The following is a 25848-nucleotide window of genomic DNA, read 5'->3' as shown; positions in this document are numbered from 1 at the left end:
GGAAAAGTGACTGGTTCACCCGCAGCGCAGCACCAACTGGACCTGGTGCCCGATGCCCTGCTGGCCGGCAGGGCCGCAGATGGTGACACCGCCGCCTTCGAGGCACTCGCCAGACGTCATGGCCCGCTGATGCGGGCCACAGCCCGGCGGTTGACCGGCTCCCTGACCGACGCGGACGACGTCGTCCAGGAGACACTCGTCCAGGCATGGAAACAACTGGACAGCCTGCGGGACCCCGCGGCGGTGAAGGGTTGGCTGCTCCGGATAGTAGGCAGCCGCAGCATCGACCACCTCCGGAAGCGCCGCAACCACGTGGACCTTGACGACGTGGAAAACGCAGTGGATGCCGGTTCCCGGCCCCGGAACAAGGACCCGGAAAACAACGCCGTCAACAGCTCCCGGATTGAAGCACTGAAGACAGCTCTCGCCAAGCTCCCGGAGGAACAAAGGCGCTGTTGGGTGCTCAAGGAATTCAATGACCAAAGCTACGAGGAAATCGCGCTGACGTTGAACATCAGCCCGGCCAGTGTCCGCGGACGCCTGGCCAGGGCACGGATCACGCTTGCGCGCACCATGGAGGAATGGCGATGAAGACCACCGGCGACACCCTCGAATGCGGGCACAGCCTTGCGGAGCTGAGCGCCTACCTGGACACAGGGCAGATTGACGATCCCGCCCACTTGGACTCATGCCCCGAATGCCAGGCCGGGCTGGCCTCGCTGCGGCACCTTTCCGAACTGGGCAGCGACTTGCTCAGGTCCGATGTTGCGGCTGCCGGCTCCGGCAATGATGACTGGATGCAGTCCATCCTGGACAACCTTCGGCTGGAGTTGAGGCCGGGACGCAGCATTCCGTTGCAGTCCGAAGACGCCCATGACACCCTCTGGGAAACGGAGGGCTCCATCTCGGCCCTCATCCGTTCCGTGGCCGACGCCCTTCCGGGGACCGCCGCAGGCAAATGCCGCTTGCACGGTGACGTGACCACGCCGGGAGCCGGGATCACCGTGGAGGTGGACATAGCCGTGGTCTACGGACACGCCATGGAAGAGCGCGCTGCAGTCCTACGCCAGGAGCTGGCAGAAACGCTGGCCTTCCATACGGAGCTGGCCATTCAAACCATCAACATCACCGTCACCGATGTGCTGGAACCGCCCACCCCAAGCAAGGAGGAGCAGCCATGACCGAGTCCCTGGAGGCCGGGGACTCCCAGCCTGCCGCCGCCGTCCCCGCAGCCATCTCAACCGCCGCAGCCACGTCAGCCGCCTTGGCTGAAGAACTGCTTGGTGTCGTCCAGTCGGTGGAGGGTGTCAGTGCGGTCTACCCTGCCCAGCCGCTATGGCAGTCCATTGCCGGTGCCGCGTTGTCCGCACTGACCGGGGAGTCCCCTTCACTGATCACCCTCACTGACGATGCCGGGGTGCTGGCAGTGAAGACGCGGATCGCGGTGGTCACGTCACGTCCAGCTCCCACAGTGGCCCGCGAAGTAGCCCAGGCTGTGCGCCGGCACCTCCTTCCCCGGCCTGCCGCCGTCGACGTCTCAGTGGTGAAGGTGGGCACATAAGACGTAGTGGATCCGCGCCGGCGCCCTGTTCTGGTTCATAATGAACAAACTGAACACAAGTGAACTTGATAGGCGGAGACCTGCATGCTGTCCGAGGATCGTCAACAGCTCATCCTGAGGGAGCTTGCACTCCATGGCTCCCTCAATGCGGGGGAATTCGCGGCCAAGCTGGGGACGTCGGGGATGACGGTCCGGCGTGATCTCGCTGTGCTCGCCGAGCAGGGCCTGCTGGAGCGTGTGCATGGCGGCGCTGTTTCCACCGGCGGTAAACCCGCTGGCCCGGCCGCCCCGCAGTCGACGTCGTGGCGTCCCGGCGGAAGGCGTCCGTTGGCGACGATCGGCATGATCGTACCGTCGGCGTCGTACTATTTTCCGGGCGTGATCCGCGGCGCCGAAGCCGCCGCCCAGGAGGCCGGCGTGCGGCTGGTCCTGGGCGTTTCCAACTACTCGGCGGCGGAGGAGCGGCGGCAGCTGCGGCGGCTCTACGAACACGGCGTGGACGGGATCCTCATCACGCCCAGCGAGCAATCATTGGCCAAAACCGAGACGCTGGACCTGCTCGCCGAAGCGGACGTTCCGGTGGTGGTGGTGGAGCGGTCCATCGACGACGCATTGGACCACGGCCGGCTCGAATCCGTGCGGAGCGACCATGTGCGCGGCTCGGAAATCGCAGTTAACCACCTGTTGGGACTGGGGCATCGGAAGATCGCCATCTGCCTGCGTGAGAACAGCCCCACTGCGTCGCAACTCATCGATGGTTTCCACCTCGCCATGCAGCGGGCCGGCCATGACCGCGATGACTCGATGGTCCGTGCCATGTCCCGCGCGCAGAACGATCCCCAGGCCCACCGGGTGCTGGTGGATGCGATCCTGGACTGGTGCGCCGCATCGGACGTGACGGCCGCTGTTGTCCACACCGATGAGGATGCCCTGCAGTTCGTGAGCGCATGCCTGGAGCGACAGATCCGAGTGCCGGAGGACTTCGCGATCGTCTCCTACGATGACGAGATCGCCGCGCTCGGGGCCGTTCCGCTCACCGCCGTGGCACCGCCGAAATACGACGTCGGCCACCAGGCCTTGGTGATGTGCCTGAACCGGATTGGGGGCAGGCGTGGGAGCAGTTCGGCGCTTCAACGCGTGAACCTGTCCCCCGCCCTGGTGGTCAGGGACTCAACGCAGGTGTAGCCCCCCCCCTGCCGAGGTGGCATTTGATGCCAATGTTGGGCCGCATCATTGGCATCAAATGCCATCTCGACGGACTCGGGATTGTTTACTTCTGTTCACTTTATTGATGATGTTCATTTTTGTGGATTTCATAGTGCGTAGTCCAAAGGTGCCCCCAGAGCACACCACGACTTCGCATCGTGAACTTCAAAGGAGAACAGAATGAAGCGTCGCCAGCTTCTGCTTGGAGCAGTCAGCCTCATGGCCAGCACTGCCCTCATCACCGGCTGTGGCAGTACCCCGGCTGCCACCCCAACCCCCACTGCCACCGAAGACCCCAGCGGCACCATTACCTTCTGGTCATCCATGGCCGGCATGGACAAGGTTGCCGCCGCGTTCAACGCGAGCCAGAGCAAGATCAAGGTCAACTTCGAAACCATTCCCAACGGCGGCGCCGGCGGTTACGCCAAGCTGTCCACCGCGATCACCGCAGGCAACGGCCCGGACGTCGCCACCATCGAGTACCCGCAGTTGCCCCAGTTCGTCAGCAACGGTCAACTGCAGCCGCTGGACGGATTCATCAACAAGGCCGACACCGTGGACAAGCTCTCGGACGAGACCAAGGCCCTGGTGCAGTTCGGCGATCAGACCTACGCCCTCCCCTACGATGCCGCGCCGATGATCATGTGGTACCGCAAGGACATGCTGGACAAGGCCGGTGTCTCCACACCCAAGACCTGGCAGGAATTCGAAGAGGCCGGCAAGAAGCTCAAGGCCGTAGCGCCGGAAGCGCACCTCGCCAGCTTCAACCCGAACGAAGCCGCACTGACTGCAGCCCTGTCCTGGCAGGCCGGTGCCAAGTGGTTCGGCACCGAAGGTGACAGCTGGAAAGTCGGTGTCAACGACGAAGCCACCAAGAAGGTCGCCACCTACTGGCAGAAGCTGATCGACCAGAAGATCGTCAAGGTCCAGCAGTCCTTCAGCGACGAATGGTCCGCAGACCTGGCGAGCGGCGCCGTCGTGGGTGTCCTTGGTGCCAACTGGAGCGCAACCGGCATCCAGAAGCGTACGGAAGCCAGCGGCCAAAAGGGCCAGTGGATCGCAGCCGAGGTACCCAACTGGGGAACACCGGCAGACGCTTTCTACGGCGGTTCCAGCTTCAACATCACCAAGAGCAGCAAGAACCCGGCAGCTGCGGCCAAGTTCATCGAGTTCCTGGCCACCAGCAAAGACGCGATCACCGCCCGCGGCAACACGGGCTCTGCCTTCCTCGCCTTCCCGGGCCTGACCCCGGTAGCGCAGAAGGCGTTCGACGCCAGCTACTTCGGCAACGACATCTACTCGGTCTTCGACAAGGCCTACGCCTCCATCACTCCGGGCTGGCAGTGGGGTCCCAACTGGGACATCACCAACACCGCCCTCAAGGACGCCTACGGAAAACTGACCAGCGGCGGCAAGGTCCTGGAAGCCGTTGACACGGCACAGGGCGCCACGGTGGCCGGACTCAAGCAGAACGGCCTCTCCGTCAAGGAGTAGCCCGCACGGCGGGGCGGCTTTCGTGACTGCGAAGCCGCCCCGCCAGCGAGGAGATTAATCATGGTCACCCAAGCACCCACCAAGCCGTCCATCGCCGGCCAACCCAAGATCCGGACACAGCGTAAAGCCCGCGCAATGTCCGGAACCGGGGGCCGCACCGCCGCACTGTTCCTGACTCCCTTCTTCACGATTTTCGCCCTCGCAATGGTTGCGCCGGTCATCTACGCGATCGTGCTCAGCTTCTTCGCACAGCAAAAGTCCGGATTGGGCTTTGGCGAGGCCAAGACGTCGTTTGTGGGCTTGGAAAACTATTTGCAGGTCCTGCAGTCCGAGAGCTTCGTAGGCGGCATTGGACGCCTGGCGCTGTACTGCCTGCTCTACATCCCCTGCATGGTGGGAGGTGCCCTGGCGTTTGCCCTCCTGATGGATGCAGCAGTCGCCCGGGCACGGAAGCTCTTCCAACTTCTGGTCTTCCTCCCCCACGCAGTGCCCGGAGTCATTGCCGCATTGATCTGGGCTTACCTCTACACGCCCGGTGTCAGCCCCATCGTCTCCGCTTTGGAAACCGGCGGAATCTCCCTGAACTTCCTGGACAACCAGATGATCCTGCCGTCCATCGTGAACATCGCGGTCTGGGAGTGGACGGGCTACAACGTGATTGTGCTCTTCACCGCGCTGCAAGCGGTTCCGAGGGAGATCCTGGAAGCGGCCCGCGTGGACGGCGCCGGCGAAATCCGTGCAGCCATCAGCATCAAGTTGCCCCTGATCCTGCCTGCGTTGAGCGTGATCATGCTCTTCACGGTGATTGGCACTCTCCAGCTGTTCACCGAGCCGTCCATCATCTCCAAGGCCACGGCGTCAGTCACCAGCACCTGGGTTCCGAACATGTGGGCCTACGACGCCGCTTTCAACCGGCATAACCTCAACCAGGCCGCAGCCGCCTCCATCATCATCGCGCTCATGGCCGCCGTACTGTCCTGGGCCGTTACCCGCTTCAGCTCAAGGAACAAAGCATGAGCACCTCTACGATGTCCCGCACCCGCACCTCAGCACCGGCACCGAAGCCCAAGCGCCGCCGACCTGTTGCCCGTGCCGGCGGCTTGGGAAGCACTTTCACCGTAAACGCCTTGCTGATCCTGGGCTGCGCCTACATGGTCCTTCCCGTGGTGTGGCTGTTCTTCGCCTCCACCAAGAACACAGCGGATCTCTACGGCACAGCCGCCTACGCCTTGGGAGAGCCTGCGTTCTTTGAGAACATCATGGCGGTCCTGAACCAGGATGGCGGAATGTTCCTCCGCTGGATGGCCAACTCCATGTTCTATGCAGCATTCGGAGCGATCCTTGGCGGTCTCATCTCAGTCATGGCCGGCTACGCATTCGATAAGTTCCAGTTCCGTGGCAAGGATTCTTTCTTCGGAATAGTCCTGGTGGGCGTCCTGATTCCCAACACGGCCACCGTGCTGCCCATGTACCTGTTGGCCTCGGTCTTCGGTATCACCAACACCATCTGGGCCATCCTCATCCCGGTGCTGTGCAATCCGTTCGGTGTGTACCTGGCCCGCGTCTACTCCGCGGCTTACGTTCCGGCCGAAACCCTTGAGGCTGCCCGCGTTGATGGCGCCGGACCCATCCGGTCCTTCTTCTCCCTGGGCCTGCCCATGATGATGCCCGGCTACATCACCATCGCCCTGTTCCAGTTCGTGGGCGTGTGGAACAACTTCATGCTCCCCTTGGTGATGCTCCAGGACCAGCAACTCCTGCCCGTCAGCGTCGGCATCTCCATCTGGCAGGGCTACTCCATCCCCCAACCCGAATTCACGCCCATGGTCATCACCGGCTCATTGCTCTCGATCATCCCGCTGCTGCTGGCGTTCATCATGCTGCAGCGGTTCTGGAAGTCCGGACTAACAGCAGGGAGCGTCAAATGAGTTTGAATGTTGCCTTGGCCATGCCGTCCCATACGGCGAGGGCGGTGTTTCCGCCACGGAGCCTGGACCCGTTGGAGCCCGCACTGACGCTCTTGAGCCGGGAACCCATCCAGGACTTCACCTCAGCGGAGGGCCGCTCCATGCTGGCAGAGGCAGACATCCTCCTCACCGGCTGGGGCTGCCCGATGATCGACGACGCCGTCCTCGATGCAGCACCCCGCCTGCGCTACGTCCTGCACGCCGCCGGGAGCGTGAAACACCATATCGGCGAGGCCTGCTGGGAACGCGGCATCCAGATCAGCTCCGCGGCCGATGCCAACGCCATCCCGGTGGCCGAATACACCGTGGCCATGATCATCCTTGCCAACAAGCGGGTCCTCCAGATCGCCCGCGCGCTGCACACCACCCGGACCGACGTCCTGGCCGAGCAGCTCTTTCCGGACATGGGCAACTACCGCAAGCGTGTGGGCATCATCGGCGCGTCAAAGATCGGCCGGCACGTCATCCGGCTTCTTGCCCCGTATGAACTGGATGTCGTGGTTGCCGACCCCTACCTTTCCCCCGAGGAAGCCGGCGTTCTGGGCGTCGGGCTGGCCACGCTGGATGAACTCGTGGCGAGCAGCGACGTGGTCAGCCTCCACGCACCGTCTTTGCCGTCCACCCGGAACCTCGTGGACGCCGGACTGATCGAACGGATGCGGCCCGGTACCACGTTCATCAACACGGCACGCGGTGAGCTGGTGGATCAGGATGCGCTGCTTGCACGGGTGGAGCGCGGCGATCTGTACGCGATCCTGGACGTGACAACGCCATGGGTGCTCCCCTCGGATTCCCGGTTCTACACGCACCCCAACGTGCTGCTCACCCCGCACGTGGCGGGGTCCCTGGGCAACGAGCTCGAGCGTATGGCGGCGAGCGCCGTGGACGAGGCACTGCGTCTGTCCCGCGGCGAACAGTTGCGGTTCCGAGTGAAGCTGGAGGACCTGGCGTTTACGGCCTAGGTGACCCGGCAGCGTCCTGACCCAAGCGCGCGTCCTGACGCAAGGCGCGCGTCCTGACGCAAAGCGCACCTCCTGGCGCAAAGCGCACGACGGCGACCTCCCGCCGTCGTGCGCTTGTTTCGTTTTATTTGGTGCGGCTTAGCGCGCGTCCTTCTTGGCTTGGCGTTGGGCACCCTGCGAGCGGCTGGACGCGTCCCGCTTCACTCCGCCCGTGGTTTTCTGGTGCGACCTGGCCGGCCCCGAACCAGTGCCGGCTTTGGTACCTGTTCCTGAGCTGTCCGGCCCGGAAGACTTGCCTGCGCTGGCACGTTCCAGGCGCTCATCCTTCAGTTCCTCGGCGGCCTCGTGGGCCACCCGGGCAAGTTCCGTGCTGATGATCGAGAGTGCTTCTTCGAACACAAAGGCCCGGGCACGGGCTTTGTCTGACTTGTTCGCTGCGGCTCCGCGTCCACCGGCCTCCAGGACTTCGTCTGCCGCTTTGCGTCGATAGTTGGTGGTGTATTTGTTGCGGGCCCGCCGTACCCGTTTATGCAAACTGAGCAGGCCTTCTTCGTCGAGCAGTTCAAGCCTGGCCGGCTCCAATTCGCGAATCAAATCAAGTTGATCTTGCTTCAACACCCACAGATATTGGTCCATTCGCCGATAATTCCATACCTCCCTTCCAGTGGATAGGGAGTTGGGGAGTTCTCACTCGAAGAGGGGGATGATCCCGTGTTACTCGAAGAGCTCCGGCGATGCGGTGAGTGCAACATATGCCCAAACGTCCAGGCCGAGGGGCTCGAGGGCCGTCAACACTGCCCGGCGGACGGCGTCTTCCTGGGCTACGTTCCAGTCCGATCCGGCCACGACGAAGTCAACCTCAACGTAGAGCTTGCGGCCCACCTTTCCTGACCTCACCAGTGGTTCCTGCAGCCCGTATTCGTGCCTCACAACCTGAACGGCGGCGGTGATGGCTGCGTCGAGTTCCTTCGATGGCGCGCCTTCAAGAAGTTCGTTCAAACCAGCCCTGATCAGTCCGATGGGGATGTAGGCGAGGACCAGGCAGGCCAGCAGTACAAGCGCCGGGTCCACATAGAGGGCGACGTCGTCCAGGCCGAAGCGCTGGAGCACCAGGGCCACCGCTGCGCCTACGAGCATCATGACGCTGAGGATCGCTCCTGCCCGCCACTGTGCAATTTCGGCTCCCACCAGGTCCGAGTCAGGTGCCGAGCGGCGCATCCACCAGGCCACGACGAATCCGATAGCGGCAGTGACCGCCCCATAAATGGCGATGATGGTGGGGCTGACCGGGGAACCGCCGTCGCGAATAACAAGCACGGCATCACCCGCGGCCACCAGAAGCGTGGCTGCCACAGCGATTCCCTGGATCAAGACAACCAAGGGCGTCAGCGCGTCCCGGCCGAAGGGAAACCGCCGGGTGGGACCGCCGGCGGACGCGGAGGACGCTTTCAAGGAGATACCGGACAGCACCAAGCCAATCCCCATATAGGCGCCATCGAACACGATGATCCTCGTCCCGCTGAGCAGGCCCACAATGAGCGCTCCGGCAGCGGTGGCGGCGGAAACCCACAACGAAACCCGCAATGTGCGCGCCTCTGCCATGACCTCCGGGACGACCATTAGTCGTTGCCGGTAGCGAGGGCGTCGAGCAGGCGGATAAAGACGGCGATCCAGCCATAGATGATCACGAAGGCGATGAGTTCAAAGGCTGTGAGGTTGAAGTAGCCCACCGGGAAGAACAGGACGAGCGAAACGACGAGGGCGGCCAGGAACGCGCCGCACAGGAGGAAGAAGCGGCGCGGCATGCCTCTCAGAACAAAGGGCGAGGCCAGCAGCAGGAGGATGAAAACAACGGCCATCCCGGAAGCGAACAGCGTATGCACCAGGAAACTGACGGACAACGGAACCCCGCCCACCCCGGCGAGGAGAAGACCCATGGCCACAAACGCACCCGAGCAGACGCCCGCGCTCCAGGTGTTGACGAGCACTCCGCGCGCGATGAGTGACCGGAGGTCGCGGTCCAGGTACACGGCAAAGGTGGTGATGAAGAAGCCCGCGACTATCAGCGAGAGGTTGAACAGGCCACTGGATGCTCCACCCAACGTGCCGAGTTGGCTGAAATGGTACTCCCACCATTTGGGGTCCTGGGAGGTGGCCATGCTCGCCACCGTGCTCGTCACCATGAACAGGACCAGAAGGCCGGACAACTTGCGGGTGCTGATGTCATACACCGAGAGATAGATCCAGTACACGGCCAGTCCGGATCCCACCGCCATTCCCACAGTCGCCGCGTAGATGTCCACGGTGAGTCCTTGGAAGCTGCGCTGCAGGAGGAGGAAAGTGGCGATGGTTGCTATGGCCGCGATCAAGGCATGGACCAGGGCCACGGTTGAGGAGTCAACGATGAACTTCCACGGCGGAAGGTTGAGCCGCCAATGCTGCTCCGGGAGGTACCGCGAGCGCCAGTAGCCCACGTAGGCGGCGGACAATCCGAGTATCAGAACCGCGCCCGCCGTCACTATTCCAAGGGACACGCCTCCCCACAGTGGCGGGGTGCGGCCGAAGAAGATGAGCAACGCGGCCAAGCCGGCCACGACCGCCGCAGAGGCCGCTGCCAGAAGGGCTTCGGACTCGTTGGCAACCCGGCGTTGCCGGGTTGCATTCCCGGGTACGGGCGCCGCAGCTTTGGTAGTGCCCGACGCCGGTTCCGTCATGGTGCGGCTCTTCCGCCGGAATCCTTGAGCCAGGCCATCGCTTCCGTTTGGGATGTAAAGAAACGGGTGGGGCACGGCGGCTCCTGAACGGCCAGTTGATAGTCGGCCAGCATCCGGTCCACGGGATTGTTTCCCAGCAAAGCAATCCGGGAGGCCGCACAGGGTTCAACGAAGACATCGCGGGCTGCACGGCTGAGGTGTCCTGTGTCGGCCATCTTCACCAGGAGCGGATACCGGCCGCCGGCAGCGACTTCGTTTACCGCTTCGACTGCTGCCCGGGCGTTGTCGGCTTCAATGCGCACACCCGGTTTCCACGCCAGGAACAGGACGTTGTCAGGCTCGAAATGGATGACGTAGTCACTGGGGTCCTGCTGAGCCATAGAACCGTCTCCATCTCTGTAGGACTGCCCGCGCACCACGAGCTGACTCCACCCTGCACCTGCAGGCAATCACCCGGTCTCATCCGATACTAGTGATCTTTCACTCCCAGGTGGGCGCGCGGCGCCAACATTGGGGTCACCGTCAGCCCGCGGGGGAAGGGGATGCTCGATGTACTGGGCCTGTCCACCCTCCCGGTGCGGTGCGATGACGAGGCTGCGGGCCACCTGATTGGCGGCCTCGGCTCCCAAACGGCCCCTCACGACATGCAGGCAGGCGCGTCTGCAACAGGGATGGCTCCGAGGCAGAGACCCACAATGGTCGCACCTCGTCCGTGAGCCCGCCGGAGGACGTCAATGAAGGCGTCACTGGGCTTGCGTTCGTCGTCGTACCAGGAGGGGACCACCACGATGTCAGCCTCTTCAGCCGCTGACGGACCGTCGATCTCCCCCAGCGAATACCCCTCGGTCGTGCGGATGTGACCCGCCTGGTCAGAGAAGAGGACAGTGGTCCACTGGCCCAATCCCTGGCGTGGGACTTCGTCGAAAACCATTTGTGGTACTGCGAGGTGGAACATCGTCACGCCGTTGAAGGCGTACACCGCGATCCTCATGGGCACTCCACTCTACGTTTGGCCTGAATCAATCGTATATAGGCATACGTGCCACTGGTCCCCGCCAGCCAATGGCCGAATGATGGAAGAACAGCCAACCGGCCGCCTCATCACTTTGGGAGAACATCATGAGCACACCCCGCCGCGCCCTGATCCTTGTCGACATCCAGCAGCAATACTTCAATGGGCTTCTTGAGATCCGGTACCCACCGCATCAGGAGTCGCTTCCGATGATCGTGAAGGCTATCGACGCTGCGACTGCCGCCGGCTTGCCGATCGCGGTAATCCAGCACACCGAAGGAGAAGGTGCACCCGTTTTCGCCCCGGGAACCCGGGAATTTGATCTCCACCCCGACGTGGAGGCCCGGAGAACGGGAGCATGGAAAGAGGTCATCAAGCAATACGGCTCGGTCTACGCCGGCACCGAAGTAGCCGGTTGGCTGCGCGAGCACGACGTCGACACCGTCACCTTGGTGGGTTACATGACCAACAACTGCATCCTGGCCTCCGCCGTTGAAGCAGAATTCCTTGGTTTCTCCTCTGAAGTCCTTTCGGATGCCACCGGTGCCATCAACCTCAGCAACGATGCAGGAACCGCTGACGCGAAGACCGTGCACACCACCCTGATGGCCCTGTTGAACTCCAACTGGGCTGCTGTTGCAACCACCAACGAGTGGGCCGGGGCCGTTGCGTCCGGGCACGCCCTGCAAAGGAGCGATCTTGGCAGCTCAGCCATGGCGGGAGCCGCACTCTAATGTGACGGCGTGTCCGCGCCTTCGCTTAGCTGTTCTTCCGCAGCCGTTTGCGCGTAGGAGGCCGAGACACGGCGGTAGACGGGGGTCAGGAAGGCGATCAGCGCTACGACGATCATGATGACGCCAGCTGCCAGGAACACCAGGGCAATGCCGCGGGAGATGCCCTCACCCAGCAGTGGTTCAAGCTGGGCCGCACCTTCCCCGGACCGCGCGTAGGGGATGAGCCAGAACTGGGCGATCGGGGCAATGAGGAAAGCGGTGATCGGCGCTGCCGCGGACTCGAAGGCCATGGCGAAGCCAAACACCCGGCCTTGCCGGGGCAGGGGGACAACCTTTTGGATGACGGTCTGCTCAGCTGCCTCCACCACGGGAACCAGCGCCATGTAGAGCCAGATCCCGACGATGTAAAGCCATGCCCACTCCCGGACGGTGAACAGGGCACCAATGACACCCATCAACGCAACAGCAATGAGCATGGTCCGCAACGGGTTGGACCCGAGACCAAATTTTCCGATCAGTGCGCCGCCCAGGATGAAGCCCGTGGCGCCTATCGCGAAGACAGTTCCCCACATCTCCACTGAGAACATCTCCAGGCCGTAGGGGTCCATCAGGGCCATATAGACCCCGCCGATGAAGTTGTTGAAAGTGGAGAAAAGAATCAGCGCGAAGAGCCCGGAAATAGCCATGACGGCAGCCCATGAACCGCGCAGGTCGAATCCACCCTGGGCGTCGGAGGCGGCAGCCCGTACTTCCTCCGGCAGGCGCAGCGTGAGCAGGTGCCCGAAGGCCAGGGCCGTGAGGACCAAGGCGACAACCACTGTCCATCCCATGCCCAGCAATCCCACCGATAGCCCGGAAAGCACCGAGGTGACAATGAACATGAGTCCCTGCACCATGCCCACCAGCCCGTTGGCGTTGGCCCGCCGATCCGGCTCAATAAGGATGGTGACGGTGGTTGAAAGCGCGATGTTGCGCATGTTCTCCACCACCGCGCCGATCAGGATGATCATGGTGAAAATCCAGAACCATGGTTGTGTCAGGTCCAGTAGCGCCTGCTCCGGTGTCAGCAGGAACATGACTCCGGACAGCACGAACATCACCAGCGTGAAGGCGGCGGCGAAGCGCATGACGGCCAGCTTGCGGTAGCGGTCAACGAAGGTGCCGAAGCTGATGCTGGAGAGGGCGATCAACAACATGTACGCGCCGCCGATCACGCCCGTGGCGATCACGTTCCGGGTCTCCAGGTAGACCCAGAAGGTCAGCGCGAACCACAGATAGCTCGTGGTGATGTTGGCGAGCGCGGTGTTGATCAGGATCCCGGTGAAAGTGCGGGATCTTTGCGCGGGGGTTCGCACGGAAAGGTCGATGTTGTCAGTAGACGCAGCGGAGGCAGGTTCCTGCTCGGTCATGCGTCCCAGTAAACCACCGGGGCCAACCTCCCGGTAGTATCGGCAGGGAATTCACGAGACTCTTGGGGGATTGTTCTATGACGGAAATTCAGGGGCAGTTGTCCTTCACGAAGGACGCCGGCCGGGACTTGGAGCTCCAGGAATATGGTCTTGATCCGAAAGTGGATTCCACCCTTCTTCCCAATGCCGCGGTCATGAGTGCCCTGCAGAACCTCGTGAGGCTCGCAACGGAGCTTTGCGGCGCTCCGTTCGGCGTGGTCAACATCATCAGCGCCGAGTACCAGCACCAGATCGGCGCGTGGGGCGTGGACCCAGGGGTGTGCTCGCGTGAGGATTCCATGTGCGCCAAGGTGTTCCTCTCGCGTGAGAGGACCGTGGTTGCGGATGCGTCCCAGGACCCCCGTTTCGCGGACAACCCCTTTGTCACCGGCGAAATCGGCAGTGTCCGCTTTTACGCATCCGTTCCGCTCCAGACCGATTCGGGATTCGTCCCCGGAACGCTGTGCGTTTTCTCCGACAAGACCAAGGAGCTGCGCCCCGAACAGGTCAGCATGCTGGAGGTCCTGGCCAAGCAAGTCGTAGAGCTGCTTGAACTGCAGCACCGGACGGTCCAGTTGGACCGGACCTACTCCGAGCTCAGGGAAAGCAACGCCAAACTCGCCGGGTTCGCCGGCCGGGTGAGCCATGACCTCCGCATCCCGCTGACCACCATCCTCGGGTACGTGGAGTTGGTGGAAGATGACCCTGACGTAGAGCCGGAAAGCACCGCTGCACGATACCTGGACCGCATCGGTGCCAGCGGACGGCGGATGCTCGGCATGCTCGAAGACGTCCTGAGCTACTCCCGCGTGGGTGGCGGAATCCAGCCCGTCGATGTGTCCCTACGAGAGATCACCGAGGAAGTTGCCCGCGACCTTGGCATGGAAAGCCAGAGCATCGTTGACGTTGAGGAACTCAGGCTCCACGCGGACCGCGGCCAACTCCGCACCCTGCTGCAGAACCTCCTCTCCAACGCCATGAACTACCGCAGCCCGGATCGCGGGCTCCGCATCCGCATCAGCGGCGTCTCCAACTACCACGGGGCAACCATTTACGTTGAGGACAACGGCAAGGGCATCAACCCTGAGGACCGTGCCAAGGTCCTGGAACCTTTGGTGCGCCTGCGCCGACAGGGCGACGGCCCCGGCTCCGGTCTGGGCCTTGCCACCTGCAGCAGCATCGCCAAAGCCCACGGCGGCGAACTCAGCCTTGCAGAAACCCCCGGCGGTGGAACCACCGTCGCAGTGAGCTTTCCAGCCGGGCTTTAGCCCCTCCGGAGTGTCTCCGGGTTTCGCGGGGTTGCGGCTGTCATCATTCGAGGCATGACGACCTCGCATTTCTTGTAGAGGAAACCGTGAAGCGGCCCGCCCCCGTCCGCTCACTGCTCGCGATCCCCCTCATGGTTATCGTGCTGTTCATGGGCGCCTGTGTTCCTCTGCCAAGCCAGCCGGGAGCACTTTCGCAGCCAGCCTTCGCGTTCATCGGAGTGGCTCCGTCAAAGATCGCCTTCGGGACGCTGTCCGCCATTGACATGACGACACGGACAGCCGGGGCATCACCCACAGTTGCGACGTGGCAGTACATCAGCGGTGCGGAGTCCTTCAACAGCAAGCTGGACACGCGGCTGCTCAGCATTTTTGATGACCGTGCCGGCGGGCGCCACAAACCCGAGGCCCTGCCGCCGACCCCCTCTGCGCTCCTGTCCGGCGGGGTTTCGATCACCCACGAAATCATCCTGGCCACCGGCAGTGTCGTGGGGTCCAGGTTCGTGCAGACAACAATGGCCAACGGCGTCCGGACTGCGCGGATTGACCAGATCACCTATCAGGACGTCAGCACAGGCGTTGTCACAGACAGTGTCGCGTTGATCAACCCGGCCATGACCGGCACTTTAAGAACCATCCTGAAGGACGCCATGGGGCCGGCGTCGCCGGACTCTGTCCAGACCACAACGCCGCTTTCCGACGCCGACCTGCTTACCGCTGTCGCGCTGACGCCGGCCGGGAATCTCAGCGTGACCATCCAGCATGATCCCGGAACAGGAGCCGCGCTGGCCGGGCCGGTTACCGTGGAGCTCAGTGCCGAAACCACAGGCAGACTCATTTCGTCCGCAGGCCAAGCCCTTCGCACCACAGTCCTCGCGGCAACACCGTTCAATGCACCGACGCCTGCCCCGGCCGGCCAGGCGCACATCAACTGCGACCTCGTCGCCTGCGCGGCCCTTACGTACGACGACGGACCCAACGCCCAAACCACCCGGCTCCTGGGGATCCTCGAAAAGCACAAGGTGTTTGCGACGTTCTTCCAACAGGGCGGTTATGTCAGGGCCAATCCGAGCGTGGCCGCGTCGGTGGCAGCAGCGGGCCACACTGTTGCAAACCACACGATGAGCCATCCGTACCTGGCAAAGCTTTCATCCGCCGGCATTGCGGGCGAGATCAACGGCGCCCAGAACGCCATCGAAAAGGCGACAGGGGTGGTGCCCGCCTACGTGCGGCCACCATATGGAGCCACCAACAACACGGTTGCGGCTTCCGTTGGACTGCCGCAGGTCATCTGGGATGTCGACTCATTGGATTGGCAGTCCAAGAACAAGGCCGTGTTCATCCCGCGGATCATGAGCCTGGTCAAGCCGGGATCGATCATCCTCCAACACGACGTTCACGCGTCAACGGTGGACGGCCAGGATGAGCTGATCACGCAACTCAAGGGCAAAGGCCTTTACCTGGTGACCCTCCCGCAGCTCTTCGCCGGGATCGACCTGAAACCCGGAACAAGCTACAAGTGCCGCGGCACCGCACCGGGCTGCGTGCCCGGCCGCTGAATTTCCAGAACCAAGGCACGACGGCGGGAGGTCGCCGTCGTGCGCTTGTCGCGGAGTCTTGGACTACTTGCCGGAGCCCTTCCCATGGCTCTTTTCCGCCTTTTTGTCGCTCTTCTTAGCTGCGTCTTCCTTGACCGGTTCCGGCACGGGAGCGGGCACGGGCTCCTGAACCACGGCGGCGGGAGCGGGCTCCTGCAGATTGATCGGATCTGCGGGCACAGCTTCCGCAGGTGCCGGCCCTGCAGGGGCAACCGGCACGGCGGGGACAGACGGCGTGATGGGCTGCGGCTCCGCCTGGGAGACGCCGGTATCGGCAGGCCGGGACGGATCAGTGGTGTTCCCGGGAGGAGCAAGCCCTTGGGAAACAAGGAACGCTGCGATGGGTAGGGTCACGGCAGCAGCGGCTAGACCGCGGACAGTCTTGGGCCGCCGCTTGGTAAAGGCGCGGATGCCGGTAACCGTCGACTGCTTCCGGGTCGGCGTTCGAAGAGGGAGCCGGGAAGGCACCGACGGCAGCACCGCAGTCCTCCGCCCCGATTGGATCCCCTCAGCAGAAAGGGCCTGCTCGACGTCGTGCGCCCCCGGGCGCTTTTCGGGATCCATGTCCGTCATTGCCTCAAGGAGCGACCGCAGCGGGGCCGGCAACTCCAACGGGACCTGCGGTGCCCGGTGCAGGCGGGCCGATGCGGTTTCAATAGGTGTCCCCGGAAACTCCGCCCTACCCGTGAGGCATTCCAGGAGCACCAGGCCCAGCGAATAGATGTCGCTCGCGGGAGTCAGGGCCAGGCCCTGTGCCTGTTCCGGGCTGAGGTACTGCGCAGTGCCTACGGTGAATCCGGTGGCGGTGAGGCGGTTGTTGTTCATCACCAGTGCCACGCCGAAGTCCGCCAGTTTCACCGACTCACCCAGCCCGTCGTCGTCGGATACCAGGATGTTGGCTGGCTTGATGTCGCGGTGGATGACTCCTTGTGCGTGAACCTGAGACAGTGCCCCGGCAAGCAGGACCCCGATGCGCGTGGTCTCAGGAACGGTGAGGGGTCCCTCGGAGAGCACGGCCCGCAGGTCCCGGCCTTCGGCCAGTTCCATGACCAGGTACGCGCGCTCTTCGTCGTTCCTCGTGTCGACGCCGGCATCCAACGCCGCCACCAGCCCCGGGTGGTCAAAGGCAGCCAGAAGCCTCATTTCGGTCTCTTGGCGGGCGCGGAAAGAGTCGTCTCCCGAGCCGGGCAGGAAGATTTTGATGGCCACCTGGCGGCCGAGCAGCAGGTCTGTCGCCTGGTACACGGCGGACATGGCACCCCTGCCCAGGATTGCTCCCAAGTGGTAGCGGCCGTCCAGTGTGTCGTCGATGGAATCGGGGACGCGGGAGTCCACGGCCTCGTCATTGTTGCCCACGAATTGTCACGCCCTTCAGGCCCACTTGGGTGTCACGGACCTGGGTGCTGTCCTTCGATACCAAGCAACGCCGTCATACAAACTTTCACGGTAGTCGCTCGGCCGCCTGCTTCAGCCGCTGCGACCTGAGCAACCCCCAGCCCGATACAGCATCATCCGGTTTCGCCGGATCAGTCATCAGGATACTGATTAAACAGCCGGAAGGACAATGCGACGGCCCAGCATCAGGCCTCGCGCAGCCGGTCAACGGCCGCACGGAGCGTGCCCTCGCGCACGCCCAGCGACCATTCGGCCACATCCGTGACGAACCGCGTGAAGGCTTCGTAATCGAATGAACCCGCATTGTTCGCATAGGAGCCGACGCCGTCGATCGCCACCCAGATCCGGATGCAGGCCGCGAAGGGATCCTCCACCACGAAGTCGCCGGAGGCAACGCCATCCTCAATGAGGGCGGTCAGCCGGGTGCGGTCCAGGTATTCCTGAGCCAACATCGCCTCCCCCAAGGCCGGAGTGAACCGGCAGAGGTGCCTGGCGTTGAGCCACAGACGGGTGAGCTCAAGGGCGCCACTTCCTTCGATGCGCGAAATCAGGTGGGCCATGCGCCGGAGGGGTGTCCCGGCATCGGGAAACAACTCTTCCCGCTCCTCCGAAACGGCGCGGACGAAGGCCGCGATCACCAAATCCTCGGCGGCGGGATAGTAATGGCTGATCAATCCGGGCCGAACCCCCAGCTTGTCAGCGACGGCACGGAGGGTTATCCGCTCCAGCCCCTCATTCAGGGCGATGGAAGCGGCCTCGGTAAGGATCTCGGCGCGGCGTTCGTCAGGTAATTTTCGGACTCGTTGCGATGTGGGGCTTGACACCATGCCCCACATTCTATTGGATAAGTGACCAATAGCACGTTGGTCGCATGACCAATAGCGTCGACGGACCGGTATCCCAGCGTTGCGAGCCGGACCTTGCCCGAGAGGAACAGCGTTGTCCCAGCCCCATTTGACCGATCCGGTCAGTTACCCGGAACCACTTGCCCACCCCGAGACCCGAGGCATCGAACTCATCGAAGCCTCAGAGCGGCACGGCCGCGCCCGCGACCTCTTCCCTGTCTGGGCGGCCCCCAACGTCAGCGTCCTGAACTTCACCGTTGGCGCCTCGCTGATCCTGCTTGGCCTGGAACTTTGGCAGGCGCTCCTGGTCATCGTCGCCGGCAGCCTCCCCTGGATCCTTACAGGAATCGTGGCCACGAGTGGCCCGGCCGCAGGAACATCAGGATCCGTCATCACCCGCGCCATCTACGGAATCCGCGGTAACAGGGTTATTGTCGCCTTCTTCGGCTGGTTCATTTCCGCCGTCTTCCTGGCCCTGAACTGGCTCGCGTCATCGTTCATGGGCGCTGAACTCCTGGCACAACTTGGCTTCACGGATCCCGTGGCCGGGCCGGTGCTCGTCACCATCGTCGTTGCCGCAATCACCGTGCTGGTAGCGGTATTCGGGCACAGCCTGATCCTGCGCAGCTACCCCGTAGTGGCGTCGGTACTGTTGGCCGTGTTCCTGCTGGTCACGGCCTTCGTCCTGCCGCACGTGCAATGGGGCTACACGGCCCCGGCACCCTTGGAAGGCGCACCGCTCTGGTCTGCGATGACCATCGGTTTCGCCATCCTGGCCTCCACGCCGCTCTCCTACACCAACAGCCCCGACCTCGCGCGCTATCTCCCGGAGACCACCAAACGGTCACACATCATCGCGGCCACGGCCCTCGGCGGCGCCCTTCCCTGCATGTTCTTCACGGCCGTGGGTGCACTTCTGGCTACCGGCATCAGCGCAGCGGCCATGGACCTCGGCATCGAATCGGCACTCCTCGCCCTGCTCCCGGCATGGCTGGGTCCCATCTTCGTGGTGGGGGTCATCATCAACACCATCTCGCTGAACGGCATGACCACCTACACGGCGAGCATGGCGTTCCAGTCCATCGGCGTCCCGATCCGGCGCATCCCGTCCGCGATGGTGGTCGGAGCGATCGGCACAGCACTGACCATCTACCTCGTGATGTCCACAAGCCTCCTGGACGCCGTCAACCTGATGTTGCAGCTGCTGGTCCTCATTTCCGGGCCCACCATGACGATCTTCGCCGTGGACGTCATCCTTCGCCGCAACCGCTACGACGGCGAGGAGCTCTTCAACGAGAAGCCCGGCAGCCCCTTCTGGTACAGCGGAGGCTGGCACATCCCCGGTTTGCTGGCCGTTCTGCTGGGCGCCGCCGTCGCATCGCTGTTCCTCACCAACGCCGTGTTCACCGGTCCCATCGCTGCGGCCATGGGCTTCCTGGACCTTTCCGTGCCGGTGTCCGTGATCGTCACCGCCGGGGTGTACATCGCCCTGGTCCCCGCCCTGCGCCGCACCCGCGGCAAAACACCCGTCCCCGAAGGAGCCCGAGCATGACCACCACTGGAACCCATCCCGCGCGATACCCCGGCGCCGCCGGCCAACCCACCCTGGACACCTGGCAGGAGGGACCGCACAACCGCTGGACGTTCGCGCACCTGGGCGAGCTGCTTCCGACGGCGTCAGTCTCCCGCCGCTTCCCGGCCGCCCCTGTTGAGGCTACTGACAGATTGGATGCGTTGGCGCTCCCGGGCCTGGGGCGCCGGCTCGAAGAGACGTATACCGACGCTTTCCTGGTCCTGCACCGCAACCACGTCATCGCGGACTACTACAGCCCCGGCTTCGCCCCGGATGACCGCCATCTGGTGATGAGCATTTCGAAGTCGATGTGTGGCCTGGTTGCCGGTGCATTGATCGACTCCGGAGAGATCATCCCCTCCGCCCGCGTGGTGGACTATGTTCCCGAGCTCGCAGGATCGGCCTACGACGGACCCACCATCCAACATGTGCTCGATATGGCCATCCACCTCAACTACAGCGAGAATTACGTGGACCCGGCCTCTGAAGTGCAGACCCACGACCGCTCCGCCGGATGGCGAACCCGCCGCCCGGGCGACCCCGAAGACACGTACGCGTTCTTGACCACGCTCACCGGCAACGGCACTGTGGGCGAATTCCAGTATTGCTCGGCCAACACGGACGTCCTCGCTTGGATCATCGAGCGGGTCACTGGCCTCCGCTATCCGGAGGCACTCTCCACATACCTGTGGTCCAAGCTCGACGCAGACCTGGACGCCACCATCACGGTAGACACCTCCGGCTTCGGCTTCGCCAATGGCGGCGTCTCCTGCACGGCCCGCGACCTCGCCCGGGTGGGACAGTTGATGCTCGACGGCGGAAAAGGTCCAGGCGGCAGGGTGGTGTCCGAGGGGTGGGTCCGCAGCATCCTCGCGGGCGGGGACCCCCAGGCCATGATGGATTCCTCATTCACCGCGATCCACCCTGGCGGTTCCTACACCCGGCAGTGGTGGTGCACCGGCAACGAGCGAGGCAACGTGACGGGGATAGGAATCCACGGCCAATACCTTTGGATCGACCCCCTCACGGATACCGTGATCGTGAAGCTCTCCACCTGGCCGGAGCCGGAAAGCGATCAGCTCCACGAACTTCAGAACCAGTTGCTGCTGGAAGTCAGCCGATCCCTGGATCAGCCTTCCGCAGCAGCAGAAACAGCACCGGATAGCAAGGAAAACGCAGCGTGACCACCCAGCTCTACACCAACGCCCGCATCTTCACCTCCGATACCCGCCGCTGGGCCGACGCCTTGCTGGTCCAGGATGAACGGATCCTCTACGTCGGTGACGCGGACACTGCCGCACGCCTGCGCCCGGACGCCGAACGCCTCGACCTTGAGGGCCGCTTGGTGGTGCCCGGCTTCGTGGACGGCCACGCACACGTGGTCGGCACCGGCGAAGCCTTGGGACAGGTCAGCCTGTGGGGTGCCAAGTCCGTGGCAGAGATCCAGCAACGGATCAAGGCACGCGATACTGAGCGCCCGGACTCGGACCGGATCCTCGCCACCGGTTGGCTGCATGGCGCAATCCCGGGCGGTGTACCTGACGCGGGGATGCTTGACACGGTCGTCCCGGACAAGCCCGTCTATGCTTTCGCCTACGACTTCCACTCCGCGTGGGTGAACACCGCGGCGCTGGCTGAACTCGGAATCGATGACCACACGCCCAACCCCCACGGCGGCACCATCAGGCGCGATGCCCACGGGCACGCCACGGGCTATATCGACGAGAACGCCTTCTATGACATGGTGCTGCCATTCCTTGATGCCCAGGTCAGCGAGAGCGAACACACGTCCAGCATCGCCGCCGTCCAGCAGGCTTACCGCGAAACCGGCGTGACCACCGCCTGCGACATGGGCTTCAACGAGACCGACCTTGAAGCCTTCAAACGCGCTGACAAGGACGGCACACTGACCAGCCGCCTCATCGCCTACTGGCGGGTGAACAACACCGGATCCGCGGAGGAAAACATCGCCCAGGTCCAGCGGGCGGCGAGTCTCGCCGTCGAGCATGAATCTCCTTTCCTGCGCGTGGTGGGCATCAAAGTGATCATCGACGGCACCATCGATGGCTGCACTGCCACCCTCGGGATGCCGTACGCCGACGGATCGAACGCTGAACCGATCTGGAGCCTCAAGGAACTCGCGCCGGTGGTTGCCGCGGCCGACGCTGCCGGTTTGAAGGTGGCCATGCACGCCATCGGGGACGAATCGGTGCGGATCGCGATCGGAGCCGTGGAACACGCCGTAGCGGAGAATGGCCCCCGCGAACGCCGTCACCGGATTGAGCATCTTGAGTTGGTGGACAGGGCCGACGTCGATCGCCTCGCCGCGCTGGGAATCACGGCCAGCATGCAACCAGTCCACGCCGATCCTGCCATCAGCGAAAACTGGGCCGCCAAGCTGGGCGACGATCGGGTGGAACGCGGATTCGCGTGGCCGTGGATCACGGACGCCGGCGCCCGGCTCGCTTTCGGCACGGACTCCCCCACGTCCCCGCACGCGCCGCTTCCCAACATGTATGTGGCCACCACACGCGCGTCGGCATTGGATGCCTCGGCGGGCACCAACGTCCCGGAATTCGCACTGCCCCTGGCCGAATCGATCCAACACGCCACCCGTGATTCCGCGTGGACGTGCGGGGCGGAGAATGACATTGGCCGTCTTGCCGCCGGCCTGTACGCAGACTTCGTGGTTCTGGACACCGATGTTTTCGCCGCAGACAACGCAGGAGCACTCTTGGAAGCAACGGTCCTGCGGACGGTAGTGGGCGGTCGCACGGTCTATGAAAAGGACCAGTCGGCCGCCTGGGAAAGCCCTGCCGATCCAGAACACCCGCTGCTCCGAATCACAGTCAAAGGGTGAGGAGCAGCGGGTGGTCATGGACGTTCTGCAGCAAAAGGCGCCATCGGGCAGTGCAGGGTTATCAGGCAGTGCAGGGGTATCGGGCAGCGCAGCGTTTCAACGCGAGGTGATCGACACCGAACTGGGCCCGTGCGCTGTCCGCCTACAGGAAGCCCCGGAGGCGCGCAGCCACATCGCCGATGTGTACCTTCATGGCGCTGCGGGATCGTGGACAACGTTCCTGCCGCTGCTTTCCGCCTCTCCCGAACGCGACCGTGTCCTCATCGACCTGCCCGGCTGGGGCGACTCCACCGAAGGCGCGCGGCTTGGGTCCGCGACCGTCGAGGCCATGGCCGGTGCCGTCGTCGAAGTCTTGAACGGCCTCGGTTACCGCAGCTGGAACCTTGTGGGCCATTCCATGGGTGGCGTCATTGCCCTGCATATTGCTGCGGACTGGCACGAGCGGACCCTCAGCGTTGCGGCGATTTCGGCCACCGCATTTGGGGTGGCCGAGTCGATCCGGCAGCCATCACGGGGGCTGTTCAGGCTGCCTTTTTTCGTTGTCATGGTCCTTCTCATGCGCTCCACCGCAGTCTTCGGAAACGCCGGGAGGGCACTGATCCGGCTGGTGGGGAACACGCCGTTCATGCGGCTGCTCCTGTCGCCGCTGTTCGCGGACCCGGCAGCCATACCCGCGCACTTCATCCGTAGGCTCGCGCGCGAGTCCCGTCCCGCCGCGTTCTGTGCGGCAACGTGCGCCGTCGCGGGGTACGACTTTGCCCAGTGGCGCAGTATCAGCTGCCCGGTCCTTGCCCTGCGCGGGGATGGCGATGCGTTCACGCCCCAGTCAGACCTGGATCAGTTGGCTTCCCTTGGATCCCACATCCGGACAGTGACAGTGCAGGGCTGCGGACACTTCGCGATCGCCGAGCGGCCCGCCGTCGTTCAGCAGCTGCTGGACGAGACGTACAGAGACGTGAGGTACGGGACGTGACGTACCGAACTGCGGCCGGGCAGGCCCGCAAGGCACAATGGAAAGCATGACCCTCACAACTTTCGCCCTCGTCCGCCACGGCCAAACCGACTGGAACGCGGAGCGCCGGTTGCAGGGTTCCACCGATATTCCGCTGAACGACGTCGGTCGCGGCCAGGCGCGCGACGCCGTCGCCGTCCTGTCGGATCGCCAGTGGGACGCAGTAGTGTCCTCACCGCTGGGTCGCGCTGCGGAGACAGCGGAGATCATTGCGGAGGGGCTCGGCCTGCAGGTTTCCCGGTTGGTTCCCGAGCTCACCGAACGCAGCTTTGGGCCCGCAGAGGGACTGCAAGCAGGTCCCGAGCTGGAGGCCCTGCGCATTCCCGGTGGTTTCCGCGGCGGCGAAAGTGATGACGCCGCCGCCGAACGGGGCATTGCTGCCCTGGAAGAACTGGCTGAAGAATTCGCCGGCAAGCGTGTGCTGGTGGTTGCACACGGCACGTTGATTCGTTTGACGCTCAACCGCGCTATCGGACGGACCCTGGACAGTGTCCAGAACGCCGCCCTTAATTTGGCCCACCACGATGCTACGGACGGCTGGCAACTGGAGTACTTCAACGGCGAGCGCGTCACGGCCGACGTCGGGGCCTGATGGTGCACCGGCGGACAGCGACTCGACGGGACTAGTCGTTGGTGGGTCCCTGGGCCTGCCCGCTCAGAGTTGCGGCCAGCAACCGGTCAAAGCTGGCAATTCCGTTGCGTGGGGAGACGGCCGTGATGACTGCACGCCATCTCTCGGGAGCATCGTCCTCGACGGCAAGGACCCTTTGCACCTGGAGCCGCAGCCCGGGCGTCCCGCTGACCAACAATGGAAAGGCCTCGCCGCTCCTGGCCAGATGGCGGAGTTGCTTCGCCGACAGGCCTTCATGGGCGCTGCCGGTGACCTCGTGGATCGTGTCATTGATCCACTTGGTGAGGCGCCGCGTGAAGCTCCTCTGAGCTGCCACCGCGGGGACCGTGAGGATGCCGGCGAAGGTCACCGTGAACAGTGTCAGGGCGCCGAAGTTCCTGAGTCCCGTCAAGAAAACCATCATGGTCAGCGCCACCATCACCCCAAGAACGCTGAAGAGGACAAACCTGATAACCGGGTTGTCGCCAGGCTTCCTCTCCCACCACACAACGGTGACGGCGTCTTTAGGTGATGGCTGGCGTGCTGGATTCTGCATCATCGGGGTCCCTTCACTTCCATGAGTGCTTCGGCAAGGATGACTGCCTCGCGGGCTCGCCTCAGATCGCTGATCAATCCGGGATCGGGCGCTGCTTTCGCGGACCCCCGCGGACCGGCGAGTTCATAAAGGGCCCTGTTCAGGTTGTGCCGGTCTTGCGACAACCTCCTGGACGTCTTCAGGGTGGTTCTGCTGGCCCCAAGCTCACCGAGTGACTGCTGGATGGCATCGCGTTGTCCTTGCATGAGGTGCAACTTTTCGGCGATTCGCAGGGTCTGTGAATGGTGAAGCGTCACCATTTTCACGGCGGTATCGTGGAGTTCGCCCAGGGCTGCGTAGGTCTCCGGCCCACCCGCATGACGGTCCAGTTCCTCACTGACGCGGGCCCGGCGTTGCTCCCACTTCAGCGATGCCGACTGGTACTTCTCCAGGAGCAAAGTGACCGCCGTGAGTGCCTTGTCCACTGATCGGAGCCGGGTGGTGAGGCTGGCTGCGGCGTCATCCAGCCGTTCGAGGAATGCAGCGTAGTTGTCCGGGGGCGGAACGTGGTCCTGTGGGTTCATGGGCCACCCCGCCCACCTCGACGATGGTCCTGCGTCAGCCCGCCGGAAGGTTCGGTCCCGCCAATGAAGCGGGAGCCTGGCAAGGAAAACGCTCCCCGAACGCCCATGTCACGAGGATAGAGGCTCTGCGTCCCTTGTCATAGGCCTGGGCGTTCGCCTGTGGTCGCCGGCCCAACTACTACCTGGCTTCGAGGCGCGCCTTCAGCTGTTCCGTGTAGTCCGTGTAGGCGGCAGCGATCTCTTCGAGGTCAACCGTCTGGGGGAAGTCAATCACTGGCTGGTGTTCGGCCAGATACGACGTGGTTTCTTCAACAACACGCTGCTCATCGAAGCCATCCAAGCCAACCTCGGCCAGGAAATCCGGGTTGGTGTGGACCAGGGATACCCCGGTTTGGCCTTCCGAGGCCCACCGCACCAAGTACTCGTTCTGATTGACCAGTTCAATGTCGAATGACTTCTCCATGGCAGCAGCC

General features: G+C 63.7%; 27 protein-coding genes. 16 read left to right on the top strand and 11 right to left on the bottom strand.

Annotated elements, in window-relative coordinates:
* The first annotated feature begins 6 nt into the window (after positions 1 to 6).
* The 8 genes from GVL04_RS16020 to GVL04_RS15985 all read left to right on the top strand — a co-directional run bounded on the left by GVL04_RS16020 (position 7) and on the right by GVL04_RS15985 (position 7190).
* Positions 7 to 591 carry an RNA polymerase sigma factor gene (locus GVL04_RS16020; protein ID WP_159706365.1) on the top strand — a complete coding sequence of 195 codons (585 nt, stop codon included), beginning with the start codon at positions 7 to 9 and terminating at the stop codon, positions 589 to 591.
* Positions 588 to 1181: an Asp23/Gls24 family envelope stress response protein gene (locus tag GVL04_RS16015; RefSeq protein ID WP_159706363.1), complete on the top strand. Its 594-nt coding sequence runs from the start codon at positions 588 to 590 to the stop codon at positions 1179 to 1181. The genes GVL04_RS16020 and GVL04_RS16015 overlap by 4 nt, the downstream gene beginning before the upstream one ends.
* Positions 1178 to 1561, top strand: a complete 384-nt coding sequence (locus GVL04_RS16010; RefSeq protein WP_235036324.1) for a hypothetical protein — start codon at positions 1178 to 1180, stop codon at positions 1559 to 1561. The genes GVL04_RS16015 and GVL04_RS16010 overlap by 4 nt, the downstream gene beginning before the upstream one ends.
* A gap of 84 nt (positions 1562 to 1645) precedes the next feature.
* Positions 1646 to 2746, top strand: coding sequence for a substrate-binding domain-containing protein (locus tag GVL04_RS16005; protein WP_159706361.1), 1101 nt, complete (start codon positions 1646 to 1648; stop codon positions 2744 to 2746).
* Positions 2747 to 2947: 201 nt separating this feature from the next.
* Positions 2948 to 4261 (top strand): sugar ABC transporter substrate-binding protein, encoded by a 1314-nt coding sequence (locus GVL04_RS16000; protein ID WP_159706359.1) that lies wholly within the window; start codon positions 2948 to 2950, stop codon positions 4259 to 4261.
* A gap of 60 nt (positions 4262 to 4321) precedes the next feature.
* Positions 4322 to 5278, top strand: a complete 957-nt coding sequence (locus GVL04_RS15995; RefSeq protein WP_159706357.1) for a carbohydrate ABC transporter permease — start codon at positions 4322 to 4324, stop codon at positions 5276 to 5278.
* Entirely contained in the window at positions 5275 to 6189 is a 915-nt protein-coding gene (locus tag GVL04_RS15990; protein ID WP_159706356.1) for a carbohydrate ABC transporter permease, read from the top strand. The genes GVL04_RS15995 and GVL04_RS15990 overlap by 4 nt, the downstream gene beginning before the upstream one ends.
* The gene (locus GVL04_RS15985) at positions 6186 to 7190 is read left to right on the top strand and encodes a hydroxyacid dehydrogenase (protein WP_159706354.1); all 1005 of its coding nucleotides are present in this window, start codon (positions 6186 to 6188) and stop codon (positions 7188 to 7190) included. The genes GVL04_RS15990 and GVL04_RS15985 overlap by 4 nt, the downstream gene beginning before the upstream one ends.
* Positions 7191 to 7328: 138 nt before the next feature.
* Here the strand turns inward: GVL04_RS15985 and GVL04_RS15980 are convergent, their stop codons facing one another.
* The 5 genes from GVL04_RS15980 to GVL04_RS15960 all read right to left on the bottom strand — a co-directional run bounded on the left by GVL04_RS15980 (position 7329) and on the right by GVL04_RS15960 (position 10895).
* On the bottom strand, positions 7329 to 7826 hold the full coding sequence (locus tag GVL04_RS15980; RefSeq protein WP_159706352.1) for a hypothetical protein: 498 nt from the start codon (positions 7824 to 7826) through the stop codon (positions 7329 to 7331).
* Positions 7827 to 7904: 78 nt separating this feature from the next.
* Complete coding sequence (locus GVL04_RS15975) at positions 7905 to 8810, bottom strand: cation transporter (RefSeq protein WP_159706350.1); 906 nt, start codon at positions 8808 to 8810, stop codon at positions 7905 to 7907.
* Positions 8810 to 9904: a DUF998 domain-containing protein gene (locus GVL04_RS15970; protein WP_159706348.1), complete on the bottom strand. Its 1095-nt coding sequence runs from the start codon at positions 9902 to 9904 to the stop codon at positions 8810 to 8812. Before GVL04_RS15970 ends, GVL04_RS15975 begins: the two co-directional genes overlap by 1 nt.
* Complete coding sequence (locus GVL04_RS15965; protein ID WP_200846868.1) at positions 9901 to 10284, bottom strand: STAS/SEC14 domain-containing protein; 384 nt, start codon at positions 10282 to 10284, stop codon at positions 9901 to 9903. The genes GVL04_RS15970 and GVL04_RS15965 overlap by 4 nt, the downstream gene beginning before the upstream one ends.
* 257 nt (positions 10285 to 10541) lie before the next feature.
* Entirely contained in the window at positions 10542 to 10895 is a 354-nt protein-coding gene (locus tag GVL04_RS15960) for a hypothetical protein (RefSeq protein WP_159706346.1), read from the bottom strand.
* A gap of 128 nt (positions 10896 to 11023) precedes the next feature.
* Between GVL04_RS15960 and GVL04_RS15955 the strand changes: the two genes are divergently transcribed.
* Positions 11024 to 11650 (top strand): isochorismatase family protein, encoded by a 627-nt coding sequence (locus GVL04_RS15955; protein ID WP_159706344.1) that lies wholly within the window; start codon positions 11024 to 11026, stop codon positions 11648 to 11650.
* Here GVL04_RS15955 and GVL04_RS15950 read toward each other — a convergent pair.
* Positions 11647 to 13059, bottom strand: a complete 1413-nt coding sequence (locus GVL04_RS15950) for an MFS transporter (protein ID WP_159706342.1) — start codon at positions 13057 to 13059, stop codon at positions 11647 to 11649. The genes GVL04_RS15955 and GVL04_RS15950 overlap by 4 nt on opposite strands.
* Before the next feature lie 77 nt (positions 13060 to 13136).
* Between GVL04_RS15950 and GVL04_RS15945 the strand changes: the two genes are divergently transcribed.
* Positions 13137 to 14366: a GAF domain-containing sensor histidine kinase gene (locus GVL04_RS15945; RefSeq protein ID WP_159706340.1), complete on the top strand. Its 1230-nt coding sequence runs from the start codon at positions 13137 to 13139 to the stop codon at positions 14364 to 14366.
* 86 nt (positions 14367 to 14452) lie between these two features.
* A complete protein-coding gene (locus tag GVL04_RS15940; RefSeq protein ID WP_235036323.1) occupies positions 14453 to 15922 on the top strand; it encodes a polysaccharide deacetylase family protein in 1470 nt (489 codons plus the stop codon).
* A gap of 63 nt (positions 15923 to 15985) precedes the next feature.
* Here GVL04_RS15940 and GVL04_RS15935 read toward each other — a convergent pair whose 3' ends face one another.
* A complete protein-coding gene (locus GVL04_RS15935; RefSeq protein WP_159706338.1) occupies positions 15986 to 17317 on the bottom strand; it encodes a serine/threonine-protein kinase in 1332 nt (443 codons plus the stop codon).
* A gap of 224 nt (positions 17318 to 17541) precedes the next feature.
* A complete protein-coding gene (locus tag GVL04_RS15930) occupies positions 17542 to 18183 on the bottom strand; it encodes a TetR/AcrR family transcriptional regulator (protein ID WP_159706336.1) in 642 nt (213 codons plus the stop codon).
* Between the two features lie 112 nt (positions 18184 to 18295).
* Here GVL04_RS15930 and GVL04_RS15925 point away from each other — a divergent pair, with 112 nt between their 5' ends.
* Genes GVL04_RS15925 through GVL04_RS15905 form a run of 5 tightly spaced genes read left to right on the top strand, consistent with a single transcriptional unit; the run spans position 18296 to position 24238 of the window.
* The gene (locus GVL04_RS15925) at positions 18296 to 19753 is read left to right on the top strand and encodes a cytosine permease (RefSeq protein ID WP_235036322.1); all 1458 of its coding nucleotides are present in this window, start codon (positions 18296 to 18298) and stop codon (positions 19751 to 19753) included.
* Complete coding sequence (locus GVL04_RS15920; protein WP_159706334.1) at positions 19750 to 20958, top strand: serine hydrolase; 1209 nt, start codon at positions 19750 to 19752, stop codon at positions 20956 to 20958. The genes GVL04_RS15925 and GVL04_RS15920 overlap by 4 nt, the downstream gene beginning before the upstream one ends.
* Positions 20955 to 22634 (top strand): amidohydrolase, encoded by a 1680-nt coding sequence (locus GVL04_RS15915; protein WP_159706332.1) that lies wholly within the window; start codon positions 20955 to 20957, stop codon positions 22632 to 22634. Before GVL04_RS15920 ends, GVL04_RS15915 begins: the two co-directional genes overlap by 4 nt.
* A 16-nt stretch (positions 22635 to 22650) precedes the next feature.
* Positions 22651 to 23607, top strand: coding sequence for an alpha/beta fold hydrolase (locus GVL04_RS15910; protein ID WP_159706330.1), 957 nt, complete (start codon positions 22651 to 22653; stop codon positions 23605 to 23607).
* A 37-nt stretch (positions 23608 to 23644) separates the two neighbouring features.
* Positions 23645 to 24238, top strand: coding sequence for a histidine phosphatase family protein (locus tag GVL04_RS15905; protein WP_159706328.1), 594 nt, complete (start codon positions 23645 to 23647; stop codon positions 24236 to 24238).
* Positions 24239 to 24269: 31 nt separating this feature from the next.
* Here the strand turns inward: GVL04_RS15905 and GVL04_RS15900 are convergent, their stop codons facing one another.
* From GVL04_RS15900 to GVL04_RS15890, 3 genes are all read right to left on the bottom strand, one after another.
* Positions 24270 to 24815, bottom strand: a complete 546-nt coding sequence (locus GVL04_RS15900) for a hypothetical protein (RefSeq protein WP_159706326.1) — start codon at positions 24813 to 24815, stop codon at positions 24270 to 24272.
* Positions 24812 to 25375, bottom strand: a complete 564-nt coding sequence (locus tag GVL04_RS15895; protein WP_159706324.1) for a hypothetical protein — start codon at positions 25373 to 25375, stop codon at positions 24812 to 24814. Before GVL04_RS15895 ends, GVL04_RS15900 begins: the two co-directional genes overlap by 4 nt.
* Before the next feature lie 178 nt (positions 25376 to 25553).
* The gene (locus tag GVL04_RS15890) at positions 25554 to 25838 is read right to left on the bottom strand and encodes a hypothetical protein (protein ID WP_159706322.1); all 285 of its coding nucleotides are present in this window, start codon (positions 25836 to 25838) and stop codon (positions 25554 to 25556) included.
* Positions 25839 to 25848: the final 10 nt, after the last annotated feature.

The organism is Arthrobacter sp. 18067 (assembly GCF_902706295.1).
Lineage (GTDB): Bacteria > Actinomycetota > Actinomycetes > Actinomycetales > Micrococcaceae > Arthrobacter.
This window is presented reverse-complemented; position numbering and strand designations above follow the sequence as displayed.

Excerpts from the sequence above, each read along its gene's own strand:
- GVL04_RS15970 (WP_159706348.1), bottom strand. The coding sequence starts at position 9,904 with ATGACGGAACCGGCGTCGGGCACTACCAAAGCTGCGGCGCCCGTACCC.
- GVL04_RS15950 (WP_159706342.1), bottom strand. The coding sequence starts at position 13,059 with ATGACCGAGCAGGAACCTGCCTCCGCTGCGTCTACTGACAACATCGAC.
- GVL04_RS16015 (WP_159706363.1), top strand. The coding sequence starts at position 588 with ATGAAGACCACCGGCGACACCCTCGAATGCGGGCACAGCCTTGCGGAG.
- GVL04_RS15890 (WP_159706322.1), bottom strand. The coding sequence starts at position 25,838 with ATGGAGAAGTCATTCGACATTGAACTGGTCAATCAGAACGAGTACTTG.
- GVL04_RS15975 (WP_159706350.1), bottom strand. The coding sequence starts at position 8,810 with ATGGTCGTCCCGGAGGTCATGGCAGAGGCGCGCACATTGCGGGTTTCG.
- GVL04_RS15985 (WP_159706354.1), top strand. The coding sequence starts at position 6,186 with ATGAGTTTGAATGTTGCCTTGGCCATGCCGTCCCATACGGCGAGGGCG.
- GVL04_RS15990 (WP_159706356.1), top strand. The coding sequence starts at position 5,275 with ATGAGCACCTCTACGATGTCCCGCACCCGCACCTCAGCACCGGCACCG.
- GVL04_RS16005 (WP_159706361.1), top strand. The coding sequence starts at position 1,646 with ATGCTGTCCGAGGATCGTCAACAGCTCATCCTGAGGGAGCTTGCACTC.
- GVL04_RS15960 (WP_159706346.1), bottom strand. The coding sequence starts at position 10,895 with ATGAGGATCGCGGTGTACGCCTTCAACGGCGTGACGATGTTCCACCTC.
- GVL04_RS15905 (WP_159706328.1), top strand. The coding sequence starts at position 23,645 with ATGGAAAGCATGACCCTCACAACTTTCGCCCTCGTCCGCCACGGCCAA.
- GVL04_RS16010 (WP_235036324.1), top strand. The coding sequence starts at position 1,178 with ATGACCGAGTCCCTGGAGGCCGGGGACTCCCAGCCTGCCGCCGCCGTC.
- GVL04_RS15980 (WP_159706352.1), bottom strand. The coding sequence starts at position 7,826 with ATGGACCAATATCTGTGGGTGTTGAAGCAAGATCAACTTGATTTGATT.
- GVL04_RS15900 (WP_159706326.1), bottom strand. The coding sequence starts at position 24,815 with ATGATGCAGAATCCAGCACGCCAGCCATCACCTAAAGACGCCGTCACC.
- GVL04_RS15910 (WP_159706330.1), top strand. The coding sequence starts at position 22,651 with ATGGACGTTCTGCAGCAAAAGGCGCCATCGGGCAGTGCAGGGTTATCA.
- GVL04_RS15920 (WP_159706334.1), top strand. The coding sequence starts at position 19,750 with ATGACCACCACTGGAACCCATCCCGCGCGATACCCCGGCGCCGCCGGC.
- GVL04_RS15965 (WP_200846868.1), bottom strand. The coding sequence starts at position 10,284 with ATGGCTCAGCAGGACCCCAGTGACTACGTCATCCATTTCGAGCCTGAC.
- GVL04_RS15995 (WP_159706357.1), top strand. The coding sequence starts at position 4,322 with ATGGTCACCCAAGCACCCACCAAGCCGTCCATCGCCGGCCAACCCAAG.
- GVL04_RS15955 (WP_159706344.1), top strand. The coding sequence starts at position 11,024 with ATGAGCACACCCCGCCGCGCCCTGATCCTTGTCGACATCCAGCAGCAA.
- GVL04_RS15945 (WP_159706340.1), top strand. The coding sequence starts at position 13,137 with ATGACGGAAATTCAGGGGCAGTTGTCCTTCACGAAGGACGCCGGCCGG.
- GVL04_RS15930 (WP_159706336.1), bottom strand. The coding sequence starts at position 18,183 with ATGGTGTCAAGCCCCACATCGCAACGAGTCCGAAAATTACCTGACGAA.
- GVL04_RS16000 (WP_159706359.1), top strand. The coding sequence starts at position 2,948 with ATGAAGCGTCGCCAGCTTCTGCTTGGAGCAGTCAGCCTCATGGCCAGC.
- GVL04_RS15895 (WP_159706324.1), bottom strand. The coding sequence starts at position 25,375 with ATGAACCCACAGGACCACGTTCCGCCCCCGGACAACTACGCTGCATTC.